This is a genomic window from Synechococcus sp. PCC 6716 (assembly GCF_022570815.1).
Lineage (GTDB): Bacteria > Cyanobacteriota > Cyanobacteriia > Thermosynechococcales > Thermosynechococcaceae > Thermosynechococcus > Thermosynechococcus lividus.
In genome coordinates, this window is sequence record NZ_JAKLTU010000001.1 from 465,410 (window position 1) to 483,744 (window position 18,335).

General features: G+C 55.0%; 27 protein-coding genes. 20 read left to right on the plus strand and 7 right to left on the minus strand.

The features are described from left to right. The 5 genes from L5220_RS02195 to rph all read right to left on the minus strand — a co-directional run bounded on the left by L5220_RS02195 (position 1) and on the right by rph (position 5,130). Entirely contained in the window at positions 1–1,257 is a 1,257-nt protein-coding gene (locus L5220_RS02195; protein ID WP_499571310.1) for an ABC transporter substrate-binding protein, read from the minus strand. Continuing rightward, positions 1,241–2,764 (minus strand): YifB family Mg chelatase-like AAA ATPase, encoded by a 1,524-nt coding sequence (locus tag L5220_RS02200; RefSeq protein ID WP_099797610.1) that lies wholly within the window; start codon positions 2,762–2,764, stop codon positions 1,241–1,243. Before L5220_RS02200 ends, L5220_RS02195 begins: the two co-directional genes overlap by 17 nt. Positions 2,765–2,772: 8 nt before the next feature. Beyond that, complete coding sequence (locus tag L5220_RS02205; protein WP_227517456.1) at positions 2,773–3,486, minus strand: response regulator; 714 nt, start codon at positions 3,484–3,486, stop codon at positions 2,773–2,775. Between the two features lie 311 nt (positions 3,487–3,797). Further along, positions 3,798–4,409, minus strand: coding sequence for a DUF8166 family protein (locus L5220_RS02210; RefSeq protein ID WP_448515158.1), 612 nt, complete (start codon positions 4,407–4,409; stop codon positions 3,798–3,800). Then, positions 4,402–5,130 (minus strand): ribonuclease PH, encoded by a 729-nt coding sequence (gene rph, locus L5220_RS02215; protein ID WP_448515157.1) that lies wholly within the window; start codon positions 5,128–5,130, stop codon positions 4,402–4,404. Before rph ends, L5220_RS02210 begins: the two co-directional genes overlap by 8 nt. A 164-nt stretch (positions 5,131–5,294) precedes the next feature. On the opposite strand from rph, the gene L5220_RS02220 reads away from it, so the two are divergent. The 4 genes from L5220_RS02220 to lpxB are packed head-to-tail and all read left to right on the plus strand — an operon-like array spanning position 5,295 to position 8,862. Further along, entirely contained in the window at positions 5,295–5,633 is a 339-nt protein-coding gene (locus tag L5220_RS02220; RefSeq protein ID WP_099797607.1) for a P-II family nitrogen regulator, read from the plus strand. Positions 5,634–5,639: 6 nt separating this feature from the next. Next, positions 5,640–6,515, plus strand: coding sequence for a shikimate dehydrogenase (locus L5220_RS02225; RefSeq protein WP_448527442.1), 876 nt, complete (start codon positions 5,640–5,642; stop codon positions 6,513–6,515). Positions 6,516–6,547: 32 nt separating this feature from the next. After that, positions 6,548–7,699 carry a glutamate--cysteine ligase gene (gene gshA / locus L5220_RS02230; RefSeq protein ID WP_099797606.1) on the plus strand — a complete coding sequence of 384 codons (1,152 nt, stop codon included), beginning with the start codon at positions 6,548–6,550 and terminating at the stop codon, positions 7,697–7,699. A 2-nt stretch (positions 7,700–7,701) separates the two neighbouring features. Then, on the plus strand, positions 7,702–8,862 hold the full coding sequence (gene lpxB / locus L5220_RS02235) for a lipid-A-disaccharide synthase (protein WP_499571313.1): 1,161 nt from the start codon (positions 7,702–7,704) through the stop codon (positions 8,860–8,862). Here the strand turns inward: lpxB and L5220_RS02240 are convergent. Together L5220_RS02240 and tgt are read right to left on the minus strand one after the other, a co-directional pair. Continuing rightward, on the minus strand, positions 8,848–9,309 hold the full coding sequence (locus tag L5220_RS02240) for a DUF2752 domain-containing protein (RefSeq protein ID WP_227517453.1): 462 nt from the start codon (positions 9,307–9,309) through the stop codon (positions 8,848–8,850). The genes lpxB and L5220_RS02240 overlap by 15 nt on opposite strands. Then, positions 9,302–10,423, minus strand: coding sequence for a tRNA guanosine(34) transglycosylase Tgt (gene tgt, locus L5220_RS02245; RefSeq protein ID WP_499571315.1), 1,122 nt, complete (start codon positions 10,421–10,423; stop codon positions 9,302–9,304). Before tgt ends, L5220_RS02240 begins: the two co-directional genes overlap by 8 nt. A 385-nt stretch (positions 10,424–10,808) precedes the next feature. On the opposite strand from tgt, the gene rplC reads away from it, so the two are divergent. Genes rplC through rplR form a run of 16 tightly spaced genes read left to right on the plus strand, consistent with a single transcriptional unit; the run spans position 10,809 to position 18,327 of the window. After that, on the plus strand, positions 10,809–11,450 hold the full coding sequence (gene rplC / locus L5220_RS02250; protein WP_099797602.1) for a 50S ribosomal protein L3: 642 nt from the start codon (positions 10,809–10,811) through the stop codon (positions 11,448–11,450). Positions 11,451–11,469: 19 nt separating this feature from the next. Continuing rightward, positions 11,470–12,102 (plus strand): 50S ribosomal protein L4, encoded by a 633-nt coding sequence (rplD, locus tag L5220_RS02255; protein WP_099797601.1) that lies wholly within the window; start codon positions 11,470–11,472, stop codon positions 12,100–12,102. Beyond that, positions 12,095–12,397: a 50S ribosomal protein L23 gene (locus L5220_RS02260; protein ID WP_099797600.1), complete on the plus strand. Its 303-nt coding sequence runs from the start codon at positions 12,095–12,097 to the stop codon at positions 12,395–12,397. Before rplD ends, L5220_RS02260 begins: the two co-directional genes overlap by 8 nt. Positions 12,398–12,412: 15 nt before the next feature. After that, on the plus strand, positions 12,413–13,279 hold the full coding sequence (gene rplB / locus L5220_RS02265) for a 50S ribosomal protein L2 (protein WP_499571317.1): 867 nt from the start codon (positions 12,413–12,415) through the stop codon (positions 13,277–13,279). 22 nt (positions 13,280–13,301) lie between these two features. Next, positions 13,302–13,580 (plus strand): 30S ribosomal protein S19, encoded by a 279-nt coding sequence (gene rpsS, locus L5220_RS02270; protein ID WP_099797598.1) that lies wholly within the window; start codon positions 13,302–13,304, stop codon positions 13,578–13,580. Positions 13,581–13,616: 36 nt separating this feature from the next. Next, the gene (gene rplV / locus L5220_RS02275; protein ID WP_099797597.1) at positions 13,617–13,985 is read left to right on the plus strand and encodes a 50S ribosomal protein L22; all 369 of its coding nucleotides are present in this window, start codon (positions 13,617–13,619) and stop codon (positions 13,983–13,985) included. A 12-nt stretch (positions 13,986–13,997) separates the two neighbouring features. Beyond that, the gene (gene rpsC, locus L5220_RS02280) at positions 13,998–14,714 is read left to right on the plus strand and encodes a 30S ribosomal protein S3 (protein ID WP_448514473.1); all 717 of its coding nucleotides are present in this window, start codon (positions 13,998–14,000) and stop codon (positions 14,712–14,714) included. A gap of 14 nt (positions 14,715–14,728) precedes the next feature. Then, the gene (rplP, locus tag L5220_RS02285; RefSeq protein WP_099797595.1) at positions 14,729–15,160 is read left to right on the plus strand and encodes a 50S ribosomal protein L16; all 432 of its coding nucleotides are present in this window, start codon (positions 14,729–14,731) and stop codon (positions 15,158–15,160) included. 2 nt (positions 15,161–15,162) lie between these two features. Continuing rightward, positions 15,163–15,375 (plus strand): 50S ribosomal protein L29, encoded by a 213-nt coding sequence (gene rpmC, locus L5220_RS02290; protein ID WP_099797594.1) that lies wholly within the window; start codon positions 15,163–15,165, stop codon positions 15,373–15,375. Continuing rightward, entirely contained in the window at positions 15,375–15,623 is a 249-nt protein-coding gene (gene rpsQ, locus L5220_RS02295) for a 30S ribosomal protein S17 (protein ID WP_099797593.1), read from the plus strand. Before rpmC ends, rpsQ begins: the two co-directional genes overlap by 1 nt. A gap of 12 nt (positions 15,624–15,635) precedes the next feature. Next, positions 15,636–16,004 (plus strand): 50S ribosomal protein L14, encoded by a 369-nt coding sequence (gene rplN, locus L5220_RS02300; protein WP_099797592.1) that lies wholly within the window; start codon positions 15,636–15,638, stop codon positions 16,002–16,004. After that, positions 16,004–16,354 (plus strand): 50S ribosomal protein L24, encoded by a 351-nt coding sequence (gene rplX / locus L5220_RS02305; protein ID WP_448514475.1) that lies wholly within the window; start codon positions 16,004–16,006, stop codon positions 16,352–16,354. The genes rplN and rplX overlap by 1 nt, the downstream gene beginning before the upstream one ends. Positions 16,355–16,404: 50 nt before the next feature. Continuing rightward, positions 16,405–16,950, plus strand: coding sequence for a 50S ribosomal protein L5 (rplE, locus tag L5220_RS02310; RefSeq protein ID WP_099797590.1), 546 nt, complete (start codon positions 16,405–16,407; stop codon positions 16,948–16,950). Between the two features lie 30 nt (positions 16,951–16,980). Next, positions 16,981–17,382: a 30S ribosomal protein S8 gene (rpsH, locus tag L5220_RS02315; RefSeq protein ID WP_448514476.1), complete on the plus strand. Its 402-nt coding sequence runs from the start codon at positions 16,981–16,983 to the stop codon at positions 17,380–17,382. An 18-nt stretch (positions 17,383–17,400) separates the two neighbouring features. After that, on the plus strand, positions 17,401–17,964 hold the full coding sequence (rplF, locus tag L5220_RS02320) for a 50S ribosomal protein L6 (RefSeq protein ID WP_099797588.1): 564 nt from the start codon (positions 17,401–17,403) through the stop codon (positions 17,962–17,964). Further along, a complete protein-coding gene (gene rplR, locus L5220_RS02325) occupies positions 17,965–18,327 on the plus strand; it encodes a 50S ribosomal protein L18 (protein ID WP_099797587.1) in 363 nt (120 codons plus the stop codon). Positions 18,328–18,335 lie beyond the last annotated feature (8 nt).

Consider the following 18,335-nt stretch of genomic DNA (forward strand, 5'->3'; position numbering starts at 1 on the left):
CTAGCGGGGGCGCATCAGTTGCCAGCGGCTCTCAGCAGTCTTGACAGCGGCTGTGGGAGTCGCTTTTTGTAGTAAGACACTTTCAATGGCGCGACCCACATTTTGGGAAAAGCGGGCATAACCGCGAAAATTTGGCCGTGCTTGAGCTGTTGGTAGTTGTTCCAAAAATACCTTCAGGGTGGGCTGTGTGGCTAAAAATGCTTGATAGCGATCGCTAGTCAAGACGGCTTCATTTACGGGTAAATAGCCGGTTCCCACGGCCCACTCGGTTTGAAACTCCTCGCTGAGGACATAACTCAGAAAGTCGAGGGCGGCCTGTTCGCGCTCAGGGCTAGAGCGAAAGACAAACAAGTTTTCACCTCCGAGAGCTGTGGCGGTGGTTGTCAGGGCAGGGATGGCCAAAACATCAAAGTCCACCCCTGACTGTTGCAGTTGCCCTAGGGTCCATGGTCCGCTAATTTGCATCGCCACCTCCCCACGGATAAATTGATCCAGTTCGTAGCCGCGCTCGGGGGCAGACAGGGTGGCTAGCCCTTTTTGGCGGAGGCGTTGCCAAAATTCAAGGGCAGTGATGGCGGCAGGGGTGTCAATGTGGGCGGTGGCGGCAGTGTCTCCGAGGTGCCCCCCGGCACTCCAAAAAAAGGGCAACCATGTAAAGACTGTGAATTCCCCTTGTCCTAGAGCCAGCAGCAGGGGCATGGTTCCCGTGGTTTTCAGGGTTTGGGCAACGGCCTCTAGCTCCTGCCAAGTGGTGGGGAGAGTGGTAATGCCTGCGGCAGCAAACAGGCTGGGGCGGTAAAAAATACCGACATTGTTGGTGGCAAAGGGAATGGACCAGTAGTGGTCACCGTAGCGCATCGTGGGCAGGAGGGCAGGGCTGATGTGCTTCCGATAGGGCGTGGTAGCCCACCAGTCATCAAGGGGACGCAATGCCCCCAGATCGACAAATTGGCCGGTGATGGTGGGGTTGTACCAGAGCAGTTCTGGCGCGGCATCCCCCACAACGGCAGCTAAGATTTTCGGCAGTTGCTGGTCGGGTTGCCCGACGTAGAGGGCTTGGACGTGGATCTGAGGATGCTGGGCATTAAAGCGATCGACCAAGCGTTGCAGGACAACCCGGTTAGCAGGGGGGTTGACCCCATGCCAGAAGGTGATCTCGAGGCGATCGCTGGCACGGGGTGCACTACACCCCACCAGCAGGATGCTGAGGAGTGCCAGTAGGCCAAGCAGTAACCAGCGCCTATTGGAGTCGATCAATCGTGCGGTACTGGATGGCTTCGGCCACATGGGGTGCTTGTAGGGGTTCACTGGCAGCCAGATCGGCAATGGTACGGGCTACTTTTAGGATACGGTCTGTTGCCCGCGCCGATAAGCCTAACTTGGCGATCGCCCCTTCGAGTAAGGTGGTCGAGGAGTCATCAAGGCGGCACCACTGGCGCAAATGGCGACTCTGCATTTGGGCATTACAGTGCAGACCGGGGTCGTGGGCAAAGCGCTGTTGCGATCGCTGCCGCGCTGCCAAAACCCGCTGCCGTACTGTTTGCGAGTCTTCCCCTGAGGTCTGGCGGGTAATTTCCTCAGGGGTAAGACGACTCACACTCACCTGCAGATCAATGCGATCTAGGAGTGGGCCAGAAAGCTTTGCCCAGTAGTGTTCCCGCTGGCGGGGTGAGCAGGTACAGGGTTGCACCGGATCGCCATAGTAGCCACAGGCGCAGGGATTGGTACTGGCGACCAGAGTAAATTGTGCGGGAAAAACCACCGATTGGCGGGTGCGGGAAATGGTGACCTGCCCATCCTCAAGGGGCTGGCGCAAAAATTCTAAAACATCCCGCTTGAACTCCGTTAATTCATCTAGGAACAAGACACCACGGTGAGCAAGGGAGATTTCTCCCGGACGAGGATAGCTGCCACCCCCCACTAGGGCGGGACCTGAGGCTGAGTGATGGGGACTGCGGAAGGGTGGCTCTTGGATCAGTCGCCCCCGCTCCTTGAGTAACCCCGCAACAGAGTGGATTTTCGTGACTTCTAGGGCTTCGCTAAAACTCAGGGGTGGCAAAATCGTGGGTAGTCGCCGTGCCAGCATGGTTTTACCACTCCCCGGTGGCCCGACAAAGATCAGATTATGGCCACCGGCAGCAGCAATTTCTAGGGCGCGGCGGGCTTGGTACTGGCCTTTGACATCTTTTAGATCAAGGGTAAAGGAAGGGCGCTGCACTGGTTCCGACAGTGCTGTTGTAGGCGATCGCGATGCCGGGTCATTGAGGAATGCGGCCACCTCCGTAAGGGTCTGGCAACCGTAGATCCTTAAGCCCTGCACCACCGCCGCCTCAGCCACATTGGCCATGGGCACCACCAACCCGCTCATGCCTTGGGCTTGGGCAGCAACGGCGATCGCGAGCACCCCAGCAACCGGACGTAGTGTGCCATCTAAAGACAACTCCCCCAGAAAGAGATAATCCCCCAGCACCTCCGTGGCGACCTGACCAGAGGCCGCCAAGATACCAAGACTAATGGGCAGGTCAAAACTGGGGCCTTCCTTCCGCAAATCCGCTGGCGTTAAATTGACTACAATCCGCCGCATCGGCACGTTAAACCCAGCATTGCGAATGGCCGCCTTCACCCGCTCCCGAGCCTCTTGTACCCCTGCATCCGGCAACCCCACCACCACAATGGCGGGCAGCCCCCCAGCCACATCCACCTCAACCCCTACTGGAATGGCATCAATGCCCAAAACCGCTGCACTCCAAACCCGCGCCAGCATACCTCTACTCAAGCATGGTCTTGAAACTTATACCCCACCCCAATGACAGTTTTAATAAACCTTGGTTCACTGGGATCTGGTTCCACCTTTTTTCGCAGTCGCGCGATGTGGGTATCGACAACGCGATCATCCCCAAAGTAGTCGCTCCCCCACACCCGCTCAATTAATTGTTCTCGCTGCCACACTCGCCCGGGTTGGCTCATCAGGTGCATCAGTAAGTTAAACTCAAGGGTTGTTAAATCAAGGGTTTCTGGGGGCTGGTGACCTAAATGGCGCACTGCCTTTCGCTGGTCGGGGTCAAGGGTAAAGCTGGACGTACGGTAGATGGGGGTTTGCCCCCCTTGGCGTAAACTCCGTCGCAACAATGCCCGCACCCGGGCAATGAGTTCCCGAGGGCTAAAGGGCTTCACTAAGTAATCATCAGCGCCCGTGGAAAGACCCACAATACGGTCAATTTCATCACTTTTAGCTGTCAGCATCAAAATATAAGGATCTTTGGCAAGGGGCTTTTGACGCAGACGAGCACACAGTTCAAGGCCATCAAGGCGCGGTAGCAGCAGGTCAAGAATAATTAAATCGGGTTGGAGGTCTTTGGCTAACTCTAGCCCTTGCAGGCCATCATGACACAAACGACAACTAAAGCCATCACTGGTGAGCGTGCTTTCGACAAGCGTGGCAATGTCACGGTCATCTTCAATGATTAAAATTTGCAGCGGCAGCACTCGTCACCGTCCTGTCAGTGGCAGCAGCTCTGCTGATCTGGAAAACGCTTACACCTAGAGTCCCCAAGGCTGCTACTCTGCGTACAGTGGGGGCATTCCTCTTCACTGGCGATCGCCTCCATATCTCTGTAGTTGCAAAAATCAGAAAGAGCACCGACGACTGGCCGTGTTTCGTCTCGGTGCCCTTAACTGGTTCGCTCCTCACACACTTAAAGACCTTAGCAGAAACTCCGCAGTTTTGTCACTATTGCACACGATTTTTCATGAATTTTGATTGCGAAGCTGGGCTATATGTATAGCAATGGCGCTGCCTAGCGCAAACTACCAAGGGTGTGCCGCCATGCCAACTCCTTGCTTAGAATTTCTAGCGATCGCCGCTCTTTGCCCTCAAATAAGGGGGTAATGGTTTCCAGAATATGGGCAAGCAGGGGAGCAGCATAGTTCCCCGTTGAGCGCAATAGATGGGCATAGTAGCGAAACTGGGCGTGTCCGTTGTGGCTGCGATGAAAGGCCGCGATCTCTTTTGGGGTTAGCTGCCACACTGGCGTATTCACAGGCACCACCAAGGTTGGGATTCCCTGTTGACCGTAGGCGTGTCCCTGAGCTTGCTCAAGGTGGCCAATGAGGGCAATCCACAGCAGGGTGCGGGTTTCACTCACCAAATCCGGGCTGAGGAAGGTGTCTGCCGTGGTTGTTAAGCGCGGGCTAAGTTGATTAAACTGCGGGTTGAGCAATTGGGAGTTATAAATGACACCAACGGCCCAGTGCCGCTGCTCATCCGCGAGTTGCACAAAGCGGCCAAAACCATAGTCTTCCGGTTGCGGTGGGGTGGGCACATCAAACTGATCCACCAGTTGGGCAATGTAATCACAGTGGGAGTTGGATTTAACAATGTGTCCGAGGTAAATGGCAGTATTAGTCATAATGCTCTGCTAGGGCTTGTTGTTGGGCTAAAACAAGCTGGTGAATCCCATGGGCGGCGGCATCGAGCATGGTATTGAGGTCACTGCGGCTAAAGACTCCGGCCTCGGCAGTGCCTTGTACCTCAAGAAATTGGCCGTCACTGGTCATCACTACATTAAAGTCAACGCTAGCCGCGACATCTTCGGCATAGGTGAGATCCAAGTAAGCCGTCCCGTCAATGAGTCCCACGGAAACGGCGGCCACCTGCTGAATCAGGGGCGATTCTGCTAGGACACCCGTCTTCACGAGTTGATTCACCGCATCGACTAAGGCAATATAGCCACCAGTAATGGCCACAGAACGGGTGCCGGCATCCGCTTGTAACACATCGGCATCCACAATGAGCGTGCGCTCCCCCAAACGGCTAAAGTCTAGGGCGGCGCGTAAGCTGCGACCAATCAAGCGTTGAATTTCTTGGGTGCGGCCAGAGAGTGTTAACACTTCCCGCTCCTGCCGTTGGCGCGTGGCACCGGGAAGCATGCGGTATTCGGCGGTTAACCAGCCACGGCCACTGCCCTCCAAAAACTTGGGTACCCCTTCGCGCACACTCACGGTACACAAAACGTGGGTTTGTTCGGCTTGGGCTAGCACCGATCCGAGGGGAAATTGTGTGAAGTGCCGTTGAAAGCGGTGCGATCGCAACTCCTGTGGGTCTCGGCCATCGGGTCGCTGCCACCCCATGGGTGTTCCTCCTGCTAGTTGATTTTTTATTATCAATCCTAGAGTTAAAGTGTCCCTGTGTCTGGGATGGAAGATAATGTAGCTATTGCTACACGTTATCGTCTCTAGCCAGTGCTAAATAGAGAGAGAACCTTAGTTTGACGGCCATAGGTAAGGAGTTTACTTTGAAAAAGGTAGAAGCAATTATTCGTCCCTTTAAGCTTGATGAAGTAAAGATTGCCCTAGTGAATGCTGGAATTGTGGGAATGACGGTCTCGGAGGTACGGGGCTTTGGACGCCAAAAGGGGCAGACGGAACGCTACCGTGGCTCAGAATATACGGTGGAGTTTTTACAAAAGTTAAAAGTAGAAATTGTTGTCGAAGATACCCAAGTGGATATGGTGGTTGCCAAAATCATTGAAGCCGCACGGACGGGGGAAATTGGCGACGGCAAAATCTTTGTCACCCCAGTGGAGCAGGTGATCCGTATCCGCACCAGCGAAAAAGACCACGAAGCGGTCTAAGTCTTGATGGTTGCCATTTCCGGCAATACCCAGCTCTTGGGGGTGATTGGCGACCCCATTTCCCATACCCTCTCGCCAGCTATGCACAATGCCGCACTGGAATACTTAGGGCTGGATTATGTCTATGTGCCCTTTGCGGTCAAGGCCAGCGATTTGGAGGCGGCCATAGCGGGGTTGGCGGCACTGAGGGTAGTGGGCTTTAATGTTACCATTCCCCACAAAGAGGCCATTGTGCCTCACTTGGCTGCCATTAGTGACTTGGCGCAGCAGGTAGGGGCGGTGAACACGGTCTATCGCAGTGACCAAGGGTGGGTAGGCACCAACACAGATGTGCATGGTTTTTTAGCGCCGCTGCGATCGCTCCTTTGGAACTGGTCAGACACAGCGGTACTGGTTTTAGGCTATGGCGGTGCTGCCCGAGCAGTGGTGGCGGCCTGCCATGATTTAGGGTGCTCACAGCTTTATGTGAGTGGCCGTCAGCCGGAGCGGTTGGCAGCCTTTGTAGCCAGTTGGCCGAATCTCACTTTGGAGGCGCTGCCGTGGGAGGCACGCACTTCGTGTCTCGGAGACATTCGCTTAGTGGTGAATACGACCCCCATTGGCATGAGTCCTCACCCTGAGGCAACCCCCCTTGCGGTTGAGGATTTAGCGCAATTGCCTGCCACAGCAGTGGTCTATGACTTAATCTATAAACCTCGCCCTACCCTGCTGCTGCAATTGGCTATGGCGCGGCAACTGCACACCATTGATGGATTAACGATGCTGCTGCACCAGGGGGCGGCAGCCCTTGAGCACTGGCTTGGCCAACCGGCTCCCACTGCGGTGATGGCCGCTGCCCTTGAGGCAGCGTTGGCTGAGCGATCGCTGCCGGTGCGCCCCTAGCGGGTTAGGATAGTGCTAATTGAGGGGAAACAATGCTATCCAAGGGCTTTGAGGTTGAACTCTATACTGGTACCCCAACAGGAGAGGTTATTGGCCTGTCGGATCAAATTGTCCAAGCGTTGCCCGGTTTTGTGCGGGAGCCGGACAGTCGCAATGTCGAATTCACAACTCCGCCTGTGTATCTTTACGATCAAGCATTGTGTGATCTATTGCGACCACGGTTTCGCTTGCGAGCCTACCTACACTCATTAGGGGAGTTGACGCTGGTGCCTGGCAGTACCCTGAGTTTAGGGGATAGTCAGCAGTTTTATCGCTCAGACCCGCACAATCCTTACCACACCTACATTGAGCAAACCTACGGCAGCCGCGTTGTGACGGCCAGTGTTCATATCAATATTGGCCTGCGGGACCCAGACGCGCTGATCCGCGCCTGTCGGTTAGTGCGCTTAGAGGCAGCGCTGTTTCTGGCCTTAAGTGCATCTTCCCCCTTTTTGGATGGGGACGTGACCGGTTACCACTCGACTCGCTGGGCAACGTTTCCCAAGACCCCTGCCTACGTACCCCTGTTTAGCAGCCATGCCCATTTTATTGCGTGGACCGAAGCCCAACTGCGGCAGGGCACAATGCAAAATGTGCGCCATCTTTGGAGTGCGGTGCGCCCCAATGGCGATCGCCGCCCCTACGATCTCAACCGTCTGGAGTTGCGGATTTGTGACCTCGTCACGGATCCCATTGAGTTACTGGCCATTACTGCCCTTTTAGAAGCGCGTTTGTTGCAGTTGCTGGAGCAGCCGGAGCTGGATCCACTGCAGGGGAGTTACCTCCACCGCCAAGGGGTGGATCTGGCACAATTGGCCGATGCCAACGAAATGCAAGCGGCTCGCCACAGCCTCGAGGCGGTGTTGACCCACTGGCAAGACGGTCGTCAACTTACAGCCGCAGCCTGGATTGCCGAACTCGTTGAGGAGGTATGGCCGATCGCCAAGGGGCAGGGGTTTAGCTGCTTTTTGGCTCCTATCAAGAAAATTTTGCGTCAAGGCAACACTGCCCAACAATGGCTAGGGCAGTACCATGCCGGAGTACCGATCTCAGAGATTATGGCGGCGGCGGTGCAGGCAATGGCCACGGCAGAACAAGAGTTTGCCGCGCAACTCTGTCAACCGGTTCCCATTCTTCAAGGATAGGCATGGCACATTTGTTTATTAGCACGGGTGAGGTGTCCGGGGATTTACAGGGGGCATTATTAGTCAAGGCTCTCTATCGCTTAGCTGCCGACCGCAACATTCCCCTGCGCATTTCTGCCTTGGGGGGCGATCGCATGGCAGCGGCAGGGGCAACGGTGCTCTTTAATACCGGCGGTATTGGCTCGGTTGGCCTTCTGGAAGCCCTGCCCTTAGTGAAAACGACCATTGCGCTGCAACTCAAGGCTCGCCGCTATCTGCAGCGCCATCCCCCCGATCTGGTTGTCCTGATTGACTATATTGGCGGCAATATGGCTATGGGAGGGTTTATTCGTAAACACTTTGCGGTGCCAATGGTCTATTACATTGCGCCGCAGGAATGGGTGTGGTCCCATAGCCTGAAAACCACCCGCCAAATTGTTGCCCTCAGCGATCGCCTGATTGCTATTTTCCCAGAGGAAGCCAAATACTATCGCCAACACGGTGCCAATGTGGTGTGGGTGGGGCATCCGCTGTTAGATCGCATTGCTGCTGCCCCCAGTCGCGAGGCGGCGCGTCAAGCCTTAGGGATTGGCCCAGAGGAGTTGGCAATCGCCCTGTTGCCCCTCTCCCGCAAGCAGGAAATCAGGTCGCTGTTGCCCTTGATTTTGGGAGCAGCAACAAATATTGCCAAGGTCTATCCCCACGCCCGCTTTTGGCTGCCGCTTTCTCTGCAGCAGTACCGCCCATCTATTGAGGCCGCTTTGCAGCGCTATCCCATTAGAGTCACGCTTGCCGATGACTCGTTACTGGTGTTGGCCGCCGCAGATCTGGCGATCGCCAAGTCGGGCACGGTCAACCTAGAAACCGCGTTGTTGAATGTGCCGCAGGTGGTGATTTATCGGGTCAACCCCATTAGTCTTTGGCTGTACCGCATCTTTTTGAACTTTAACCTTGACTTTGTCTCTCCCCCCAATTTACTGGCCGGAAAAGCCATTGTGCCGGAGCTACTCCAGGAGAACGCTACGGTTCAAACCATTACTGCCACTGCCCTAGGGCTACTCGCCAATCCTGACAAGCAAGCAGTCATGAAGGCCGAGTATCGTGCTATGCGACGGGCCATGGGAACCCCCGGTGTGGTGGAGCGTGCCGCGACGGAAATTTTAGATCTGCTAACGCACCATTGAAAACGGGTTGATGTAAAACTCGCCAGTTTGGATCAAGCTCGTGAGGCGCACTCCATAGTACCCAAAGTACAGCAAGGCTAGCCACCACCAGTTTTGTACCCGTTGCAGGTAACGGAAGGGGGTACGCTGTAGTCGCCGTCCAGTTTTTAATTCTGCCGCCATTAGCACAACTACCAACATAAACGCCGCAAATAGGGGAGGGCCAAACAGGTGCATAGAAAGGGCATCCTCAAAATTGCCGCGGGCGATCGCCATAAAGGAGCGGGTCAAGCCACAGCCAGGGCAGGGAATGCCCGTCAAGCTACGAACGGGGCAAATGACAAAGGGCGGAGCCATACCATGGTTAAAGAGAACCGAGCCAACTAAAGGGGCCGTGGCCAACCCCAAAAACCCCCAGCGGCTCAAGCGTTCTTCCCTCGATAACACCGCATCAGAAAAGCTAATCATCGTGGCTGGATGTGCATAGGCGTTGTTCCCATTCTGCCGCAAACTTTGGAAAGTGATCCTCGAGGATGGCCTGCCGTGCCGCTTGGGTGAAACCGATGAGTTCAGTGACATTATGAATAGACAGCAGTGTATAGGCCAATAATTCCTTGGCGCGAACTAAGTGACTGAGGTAGGCACGACTAAAGGTGCCACAGGTGTAGCAGGGACAGGTTGGATCGAGGGGGGCATAGTCTCGGCGAAACCGCGCATTTTTCAGATTCCAGCGGTTCCCCTGAACAATGGCACAGCCATGGCGTGCTAGGCGGGTGGGAATGACACAGTCAAATAAATCCACCCCTGCGGCGATCGCCCGCAGCATTTCTAGGTGGGTGCCCACCCCCATCAAATAGCGGGGCTTATGGGTGGGCAGCAGTGGCGCCGTCACCGCCACAATCTCGTGCATGGCAGTCGTCGGTTCCCCCACACTTACCCCCCCAATCGCATAGCCGGGTAAATCGTAGGCCAGCATGGCGGTGGCACACTCACGGCGGATATCGCCATATACCCCCCCTTGAACAATGCCAAACAGGGCTTGGTCTGGCCGTTGCTTTGCTGCAATACAGCGCTCGAGCCAGTGCAGGGTTCGTTGGGTTGCCTGGGTCACGACCGCGCGACTGGCGGGATAGGGGGGGSACTCATCAAAGGCCATGATCACATCTGCCCCCAATTGCTCTTGGATGCGGATGGCCCGCTCCGGTGACAATTCAATCATCTGGCCATCGTGGGGCGATCGGAACACAACCCCCGCATCGGAGATCTGGCGCATCTCACTGAGGCTAAAAACCTGAAACCCACCGGAATCCGTTAGGATTGGGCCTGACCACCCCATAAACCGATGCAGGCCACCGGCAGCGGCAACAATCTCTTCGCCGGGTTGCAGGTGCAAATGATAGGTATTGGCCAGCACCATTTGCGCCCCTGCCCCTTCAAGGTGCTGAGGGGTTAAGGTTTTGACGTTAGCCAAGGTGCCCACAGGCATAAAGCGAGGCGTGGCCACACTGCCGTGGGGAGTATGAAATAAACCCGCTCGGGCATGGCTGTGGCGACACTGCTGCTGACAGACAAACTCAAACACAACCCATTCCCAATGCCATGCGGTTCAAAGGAGCGTCAAAAATGTTAGCAAATGCCTAGACAAACTTACAATGGCTGATCTATGATTAAAACTTGTGACCAAAAACGGATACTGAGTTGGGGGCGATCGCCTCAATCCCCTTAAGTCCTTGGTTCCACTGATCCATTCAGATGTAGCTGGCTGTTAGCCCGTAAACAAACGCCATAACGCCATTATCATCTGAAACTGTCCTTGCTCGACGATAGATACGCCCAAGGCGTTGTCTTGCTGACCGTGTAACTGCTGGGTCAATCCACCATTCCTAACTGCGGGAATCTGCCGAGGTGTAGTGTGCACGCTACCTCTCGCTGTTTTGTTGTGATTCGTACTTTTAAGGAAAGCGATCGTGACAGTTGGTATTTTAGGGACAAAATTGGGCATGACCCAAATCTTTGATGAGGTGGGCAAAGCTGTCCCCATTACAGTGGTGCAGGCCGGACCGTGTCCGATCACCCAAATCAAGACCCCTGCAACAGACGGCTACACGGCCATTCAAGTGGCATTTGGCGAGGTGCGCGAAAAAACCCTTAGTCGTCCTGAGCGCGGCCATCTCAGCAAACATTCGCAAACGCCGCCCATGCGTCATCTGCGGGAATATCGCCTTGATGACACGTCCCCCTACCAACTGGGTCAGACCATCACCGTGGATATTTTTAGCCCTGGTCAATTGGTCGATGTGCGTGGCACCAGCATTGGTCGCGGCTTTGCAGGCTATCAAAAACGACACAACTTTAAGCGCGGCCCGATGGCTCACGGCTCTAAGAATCACCGCTTACCGGGGTCAACCGGTGCCGGTACAACGCCGGGGCGCGTCTTTCCAGGGAAACGCATGGCCGGTCGCATGGGGAATGCAACGGTCACAATTCGCAAGTTGCAAGTTGTGCGTGTCGATAGCGAGCGGAACTTGATCTTAATCAAGGGGGCACTGCCCGGTAAGCCGGGGGCACTGGTGAGTATTACCCCCGCAAAGGTCGTTGGTCACAAGTAAGGGCTTAGAGAGTGCAGTTATGGTTGCATGTGTTGTAAAGGACTGGCAAGGGGCTGATAGCGGCGAGGCAACCCTTGATCTTGCTACGGCCAAGCCAGAAACCGCGAGTCATATTGTCCATCGCGCCCTTGTGCGGCAGTTAGCTAACGCGCGTCAGGGAACGGTTTCCACGAAAACCCGTGCTGAAGTTCGCGGCGGTGGTCGCAAACCATGGCGGCAAAAAGGTACGGGTCGTGCCCGTGCTGGCTCGATTCGCTCACCTCTGTGGCGCGGTGGTGGTGTCATCTTTGGCCCTAAGCCCCGGGACTACTCCCAAAAAATGAACCGTAAAGAGCGGCGGCTGGCTCTGCGCACAGCGCTGATGGATCGTGCCGCAGATTTAATTGTGGTTCAGGAGTTTGCGGATCAGTTGCCGCGCCCCAAAACCAAGGAATTGGTGACAGCACTCCAACGCTGGGGGGTGCAGCCAGACCAAAAAGTACTGCTGTTGGTGAATGATCTGGCGGAAATGATTATTCTCTCGGCACGTAATGTACCAACGCTTAAAGTGTTGCGCGCCGATCAGTTAAATGTGTTTGATTTGCTCCACGCCGATCGCATTGTCGCCACAACGGGGGCGATCGCCAAAATTCAGGAGGTGTACGGTGACTAAAGTGCAGCCCCGCGTCCTTGCGGATCTAATTAAGCGTCCGATCGTAACCGAAAAGGCCACGGTGCTATTGGAAAACAACCAATATACCTTTGATGTCGATCGCCGTGCCACCAAGCCGCAAATCAAGGCCGCCATTGAAGATCTGTTTAATGTCAAGGTCACTGGCGTTAACACCTACAACTTACCCAAAAAAGCAAAGCGGGTAGGGCGCTTCATCGGTCATCGCACCCAATACAAGCGGGCGATCGTCACCCTTGCCCCCGAGAGCAAAATTAACCTCTTCCCCGACGTTTAACGGAGCACCAAGATCATGGGCATTCGTGCATACCGACCCTACACCCCCGGTACCCGCCAAAAATCCGTTTCCGACTTTGCCGAAATTACAACAGATACCCCCGAAAAATCCCTGACCCGTGGCTATAAGCGGGATAAAGGTCGGAATAATCGCGGTGTGATTACCAGTCGGCGGCGAGGTGGCGGCCATAAGCGCCGTTACCGTGAGGTGGACTTTCGCCGCAGCAGCAAAGTGAATGTACCCGCCAAAGTGGCCACGGTAGAATACGACCCCAACCGCAACGCCCGGATTGCCCTTATTCACTACCAAGATGGTGAAAAGCGCTATATCCTTCATGCTCGCGATCTCGCTCCCGGCAGCAACATTATTGCCAGCCCCGATGCCCCCATTGAAGTCGGCAATGCGCTGCCCCTTGGCAAAATCCCGCTGGGAACCGGTGTGCATAACGTAGAAATTACCCCCGGTCGTGGTGCTCAAATGGTGCGCGCCGCAGGGGCAATGGCACAGGTCGTGGCCAAGGAAGGGGATATGGTTACCTTAAAACTCCCTTCCGGTGAGGTGCGCCTCTTCCGTAAAGAGTGCTATGCCACCATCGGCCAAGTGGGCAATGTGGAGGCCAACAACCTCAGCATGGGTAAGGCTGGGCGCAATCGTTGGAAAGGTCGGCGGCCAAAGGTACGCGGTTCCGTCATGAACCCAGTGGATCACCCCCACGGTGGTGGTGAAGGCCGTGCCCCCATTGGTCGCAGTGGACCGGTTACCCCTTGGGGCAAACCCACCCTTGGTTACAAAACCCGCAAGAAGAAGAAACTCAGCAATGCCCTCATTGTGCGGCGACGCAAGAAGTCGTCCAAGCGTGGTCGTGGCGGTCGTCAGTCTTAAGGTACTCCGGAGAAGTTAGGTTATGGGACGTTCACTGAAAAAAGGCCCCTTTGTGGCAGATCATCTCTTACGGAAAATTGAGGCACTCAACGAGCGCAACAGCAAGGAGGTGATCAAAACATGGTCGCGGGCATCCACCATTGTGCCAGAGATGATTGGCCACACCATTGCGGTACACAACGGCAAACAGCACGTGCCTGTGTATATCACCGAGCAAATGGTCGGCCATAAGCTGGGGGAATTTGCTCCCACCCGTAACTTCCGCAGCCACGTCAAGGGGGATAAAAAAGCCCGCCATTGATCATTACTGTTTAGCCACCGTATTGGATAGCTGTCTATGGTTTCTACCGCTTCTCCTGCCGCCCGTGCTTCAGCCAAATACGTCCGCATGTCCCCCCATAAGGTACGGCGGGTGCTAGATCAACTCCGGGGACAAACTTATCGTGATGCCCTGATTATGCTGCGGTTTATGCCCTATCGTGCCTGTGAACCCATTACAAAGGTGCTGCGCTCGGCAGCGGCTAACGCAGAGCACAATCTGGGGTTAGACCCAGCAACCCTAGTGATCAGCCAAGCCTACGCGGATCAAGGCCCTTCCTTAAAGCGGTTTCGCCCCCGCGCTCAAGGCCGTGCCTATCAAATTCGCAAACCAACCTGCCACATCACCATTGCTGTGGCTGCCCAAAACACCGCTGACGAATCGTAGAAGGATACCACTGTGGGACAGAAGATTCACCCAATTGGCTTTCGCCTCGGCATTACTCAGGAGCACCGCTCCCGCTGGTATGCAGATGCCGATCGCTACCCCGATTTACTCAAAGAAGATCATCAAATCCGCACCTACATCAACAAGGTGATGGGGAATGCCGGTATTGCCGAGATTCGCATTGAACGCAAGGCCGATCAAGTGGAGTTGCAAATTCGCACTGCTCGTCCTGGGGTGGTTGTTGGCAAAGGCGGGCAAGGGATAGAAAAGCTGCGGGAAGACCTGCGGCAAATGCTACCCCCTAGCCGCACGGTCAAAGTCAATGTCCTTGAAGTCAATCGTGTGGATGCGGAAGCCAGTTTGCTGGCGGAGTATATCACCCAGCAGCTAGAGCGGCGGGTGGCCTTCCGGCGGGCTGTGCGGCAGGCGATTCAGCGGGCACAGCGAGCCGGGGTTGAAGGGATCAAAATTCAAGTGGCGGGTCGGCTGAACGGCGCTGAAATTGCCCGTACCGAATGGACGCGCGAAGGTCGAGTGCCCCTGCATACCCTACGTGCCGATATTGACTACGCCTATCGGACAGCGCGCACCATTTACGGTATTTTGGGGGTCAAGGTGTGGATCTTCAAGGGTGAAGTGCTCCCAGGTCAACCAGAAGCTGCGAGTCGTGAACCACATCGGCGCGCTGGCCAACGCCGCTTGCCTCAATTTGAAAATCGCTCTAACTAACAAGGAAGTCAGCGATGTTAAGTCCTAAGCGTACTAAATTTCGGAAACAACAGCGGGGACGAATGACTGGGGTTGCCAGTCGCGGTAGCTCGATTCATTTTGGTGACTTTGCCCTGCAAGCCCTTGAGCCAGCGTGGATTACCTCGCGGCAGATCGAGGCGGGGCGGCGAGCCATGACCCGCTATATTCGCCGTGGGGGCAAAATTTGGATTCGCATTTTCCCGGATAAACCCGTCACCATGCGCCCCGCAGAAACACGGATGGGGTCTGGGAAAGGCTCACCGGAATACTGGGTGGCGGTGGTCAAACCCGGACGCATTATGTATGAAATTGCAGGGGTGCCGGAGGCAACGGCTCGGGAAGCGATGCGCCTCGCCGCCTATAAGATGCCGATCAAAACTCGCTTTATTGTCCGTAATCAAGATGACGTGCAACAGGAGGGTTAGGGATGGCATTAACAAAAATGAGTGACCTGCGGCAACTCAGTGATCAAGAGGTGGGCGATCGCATCGTTGCCATCAAAAAGGAATTGTTTGATCTGCGGTTCAAAAAAGCAACGCGGCAGGAGGTCAAGCCTCACCAATTTAAGCATTTGCGCCATGAGTTGGCTCAGCTTTTAACCCTTGAGAATGAACGTCGCCGCAGTGGAGGACACAACTAATGGCAGTGAAAGAACGTGTGGGTGTGGTGGTTAGCGACAAGATGGATAAAACCGTTGTCGTTGCCGTTGAAAACCGCTCTGCCCATCCCAAGTACGGCAAAATTGTTGTCAAAACCCGCCGCTATAAAGCCCACGATGAAAACAATGAAGCTAAAGTCGGCGATCGCGTGCGGATTCGTGAAACTCGCCCCCTCAGCCGTACCAAACGCTGGGCGATCGCCGAAATTCTCAACACTGGGACTGCTTAAGGAGAGCCAGCCATGATTCAACAGGAAACCTACCTGAACGTTGCCGACAACAGCGGCGCCAAGAAACTGCTCTGCATTCGCGTCCTCGGTGGCGGTAATCGTCGTTATGGCAGCGTGGGTGATGTCATTATTGCCACGGTTAAGGATGCCACCCCCAACATGGCCGTGAAAAAATCCGATGTCGTCCGAGCCGTCATTGTGCGTACCCGCAAAGCCATCCGCCGCGAAAGTGGCATGAGCATTCGCTTTGACGATAACGCCGCTGTACTGATCAACCAAGAGGGGAATCCCCGCGGCACCCGGGTGTTTGGACCGGTTGCTCGCGAACTGCGGGATAAAAATTTCACCAAAATTGTCTCCTTGGCACCGGAGGTTCTCTAATGGCTGCAAAAAAAGCAAAAGCACCTGTGCGCCATCGAATGCATGTCAAAAAAGGTGACACCGTACAAGTCATTGCCGGTCGCGATAAAGCCAAAGTGGGCGAAGTCCTAGCGGTGTTCCCCAAAACCAGTCAAGTGATTGTCAAAGGGGTCAACCTCAAAACAAAACACGTTAAGCCTCGCCAAGAGGGGGAATCTGGCCAAATTGTTACGAAGGAAGCCCCCATTCATAGCTGCAAAGTTATGCTCTACTCCAGCAAGCAGAACGTTGCCAGCCGCATTTGCTACACCTACACCGAAGACGGTCGTAAAGTCCGAATGCTCAAAAAAACCGGGGAAATTATTGATTAGTTTCCCCCTCTCTGACCACGCCCAGAGACCTTGCCTAGGAGAAGTCCCCCATGTCCAAACGTCTGAAAGACCATTACAGCAAAACGGTTGTGCCGCAACTTATGCAGCAATTCCAGTACACAAATATTCACCAAGTCCCCAAAATCACCAAAATAACGGTGAATCGCGGGCTTGGGGAGGCGGCACAAAACGCCAAAGCCCTTGAAGCAACACTCGCAGAAATTGCGACCATTACAGGTCAAAAACCTGTGGTCACCCGTGCCAAGAAGGCGATCGCTGGCTTCAAAATTCGCCAAGGCATGCCAGTGGGGGTAGCCGTTACCCTGCGTGCCGATCGCATGTATTCCTTTCTAGATCGGCTCATCAACCTTGCCCTCCCCCGGATTCGTGACTTTCGTGGCGTTAACCCCAAAAGTTTTGATGGCCGGGGCAACTATACCTTAGGACTACGGGAGCAACTTATTTTTCCCGAAGTCAACTACGACGATATTGATCAAATTCGCGGCATGGATGTCTCAATCATCACCACTGCCACCACTGATGAAGAAGGACGTGCCCTGCTAAAAGCAATGGGTATGCCGTTCCGTGATAACTAACGCCGGAGGCAGGATTTTTAAGGAGCAACTATGGCAGTAAACGACACGATTGGCGATATGCTGACTCGCATCCGCAACGCAAACCTTGCGCGGCATCAAAGCACCACCATCCCCGCCACGCGAATGACTCGCAGTATTGCCCAAGTGTTAAAGGCAGAAGGGTTTATTCGCGACTACGAAGAGCGGGGAGACGGCATTCAGCGACAATTGGTGGTTGCCCTCAAGTATCGCGGCAAGCAACGCCAGCCAATTATTACTGCTCTCAAGCGGGTTAGCAAACCCGGATTGCGCGTCTATGCCAACTCCCGCGAACTCCCCCGGGTGCTTGGGGGGATTGGGATTGCCATTATTTCCACCTCCAGCGGCATCATGACCGATCGCGAGGCGCGGCAGCAGGGCATCGGCGGCGAAGTACTCTGTTACGTTTGGTAAGCTCGGAGGACGTCCTACATGTCTCGTATTGGCAAACGCCCCATTCCCCTGCCGAAAAATGTCACCCTGACCCTTGAGGGGCAACAGGTCACCGTCAAAGGTCCCAAAGGACAATTGAGCCGGGTACTACCCCCAGAAGTCACGGTGTCCCAAGAAGGTGAAACCATTCTCGTGCAGCGGCGCGACGAATCCCGAACAGCAAAAGAACGCCACGGGCTGTGCCGTACCCTTGTAGCCAACATGGTCGAAGGAGTGGCTCAGGGCTTTACAAAAAAGCTAGAGATCCAAGGGGTGGGGTACCGTGCTCAACAGCAAGGTAAAAATCTGGTTCTGAGCATGGGATACAGCCATCCGGTGGAAATTACGCCCCCCGACGGCATTACTTTAGAAATAGAAGATAACCAAGGCAAAAAAGTGCAGCAGGGCACCATCGTCCTTGTGAGTGGCATTGATAAAGAACTAGTGGGTAATTTGGCTGCCCAAATCCGTGGGGTTCGCCCCCCTGAGCCTTACAAAGGCAAAGGGATTCGGTACTCTGGTGAATTTGTCCGTCGCAAAGTTGGTAAGACAGGGAAAAAATAGATGAAGAAAACTCGTACTGCCGCTCGTCAAAGTCGGCATCAGCGCATTCGTCGCAAAGTCAAAGGCACCGGCGATCGCCCCCGTCTCGCTGTTTTCCGTTCACACCAGCACATCTATGCCCAAGTCATTGATGACAGCCGGCATCATACCCTTGTCGCTGCCTCCAGTGTTGAACCATCACTGCGACAAAAGCTGGGAAATGGCAGCAACTGTGCCGCCTCTGCTGAAGTTGGGCGGCTGATTGCTGAGCGTGCCAAGGCCGCTGGCATCCAGCAAGTCGTCTTTGATCGCGGCGGAAATATCTATCACGGTCGCGTCAAAGCCCTTGCGGATGCTGCCCGTGAAGCCGGACTGGACTTTTAGAGGATGAC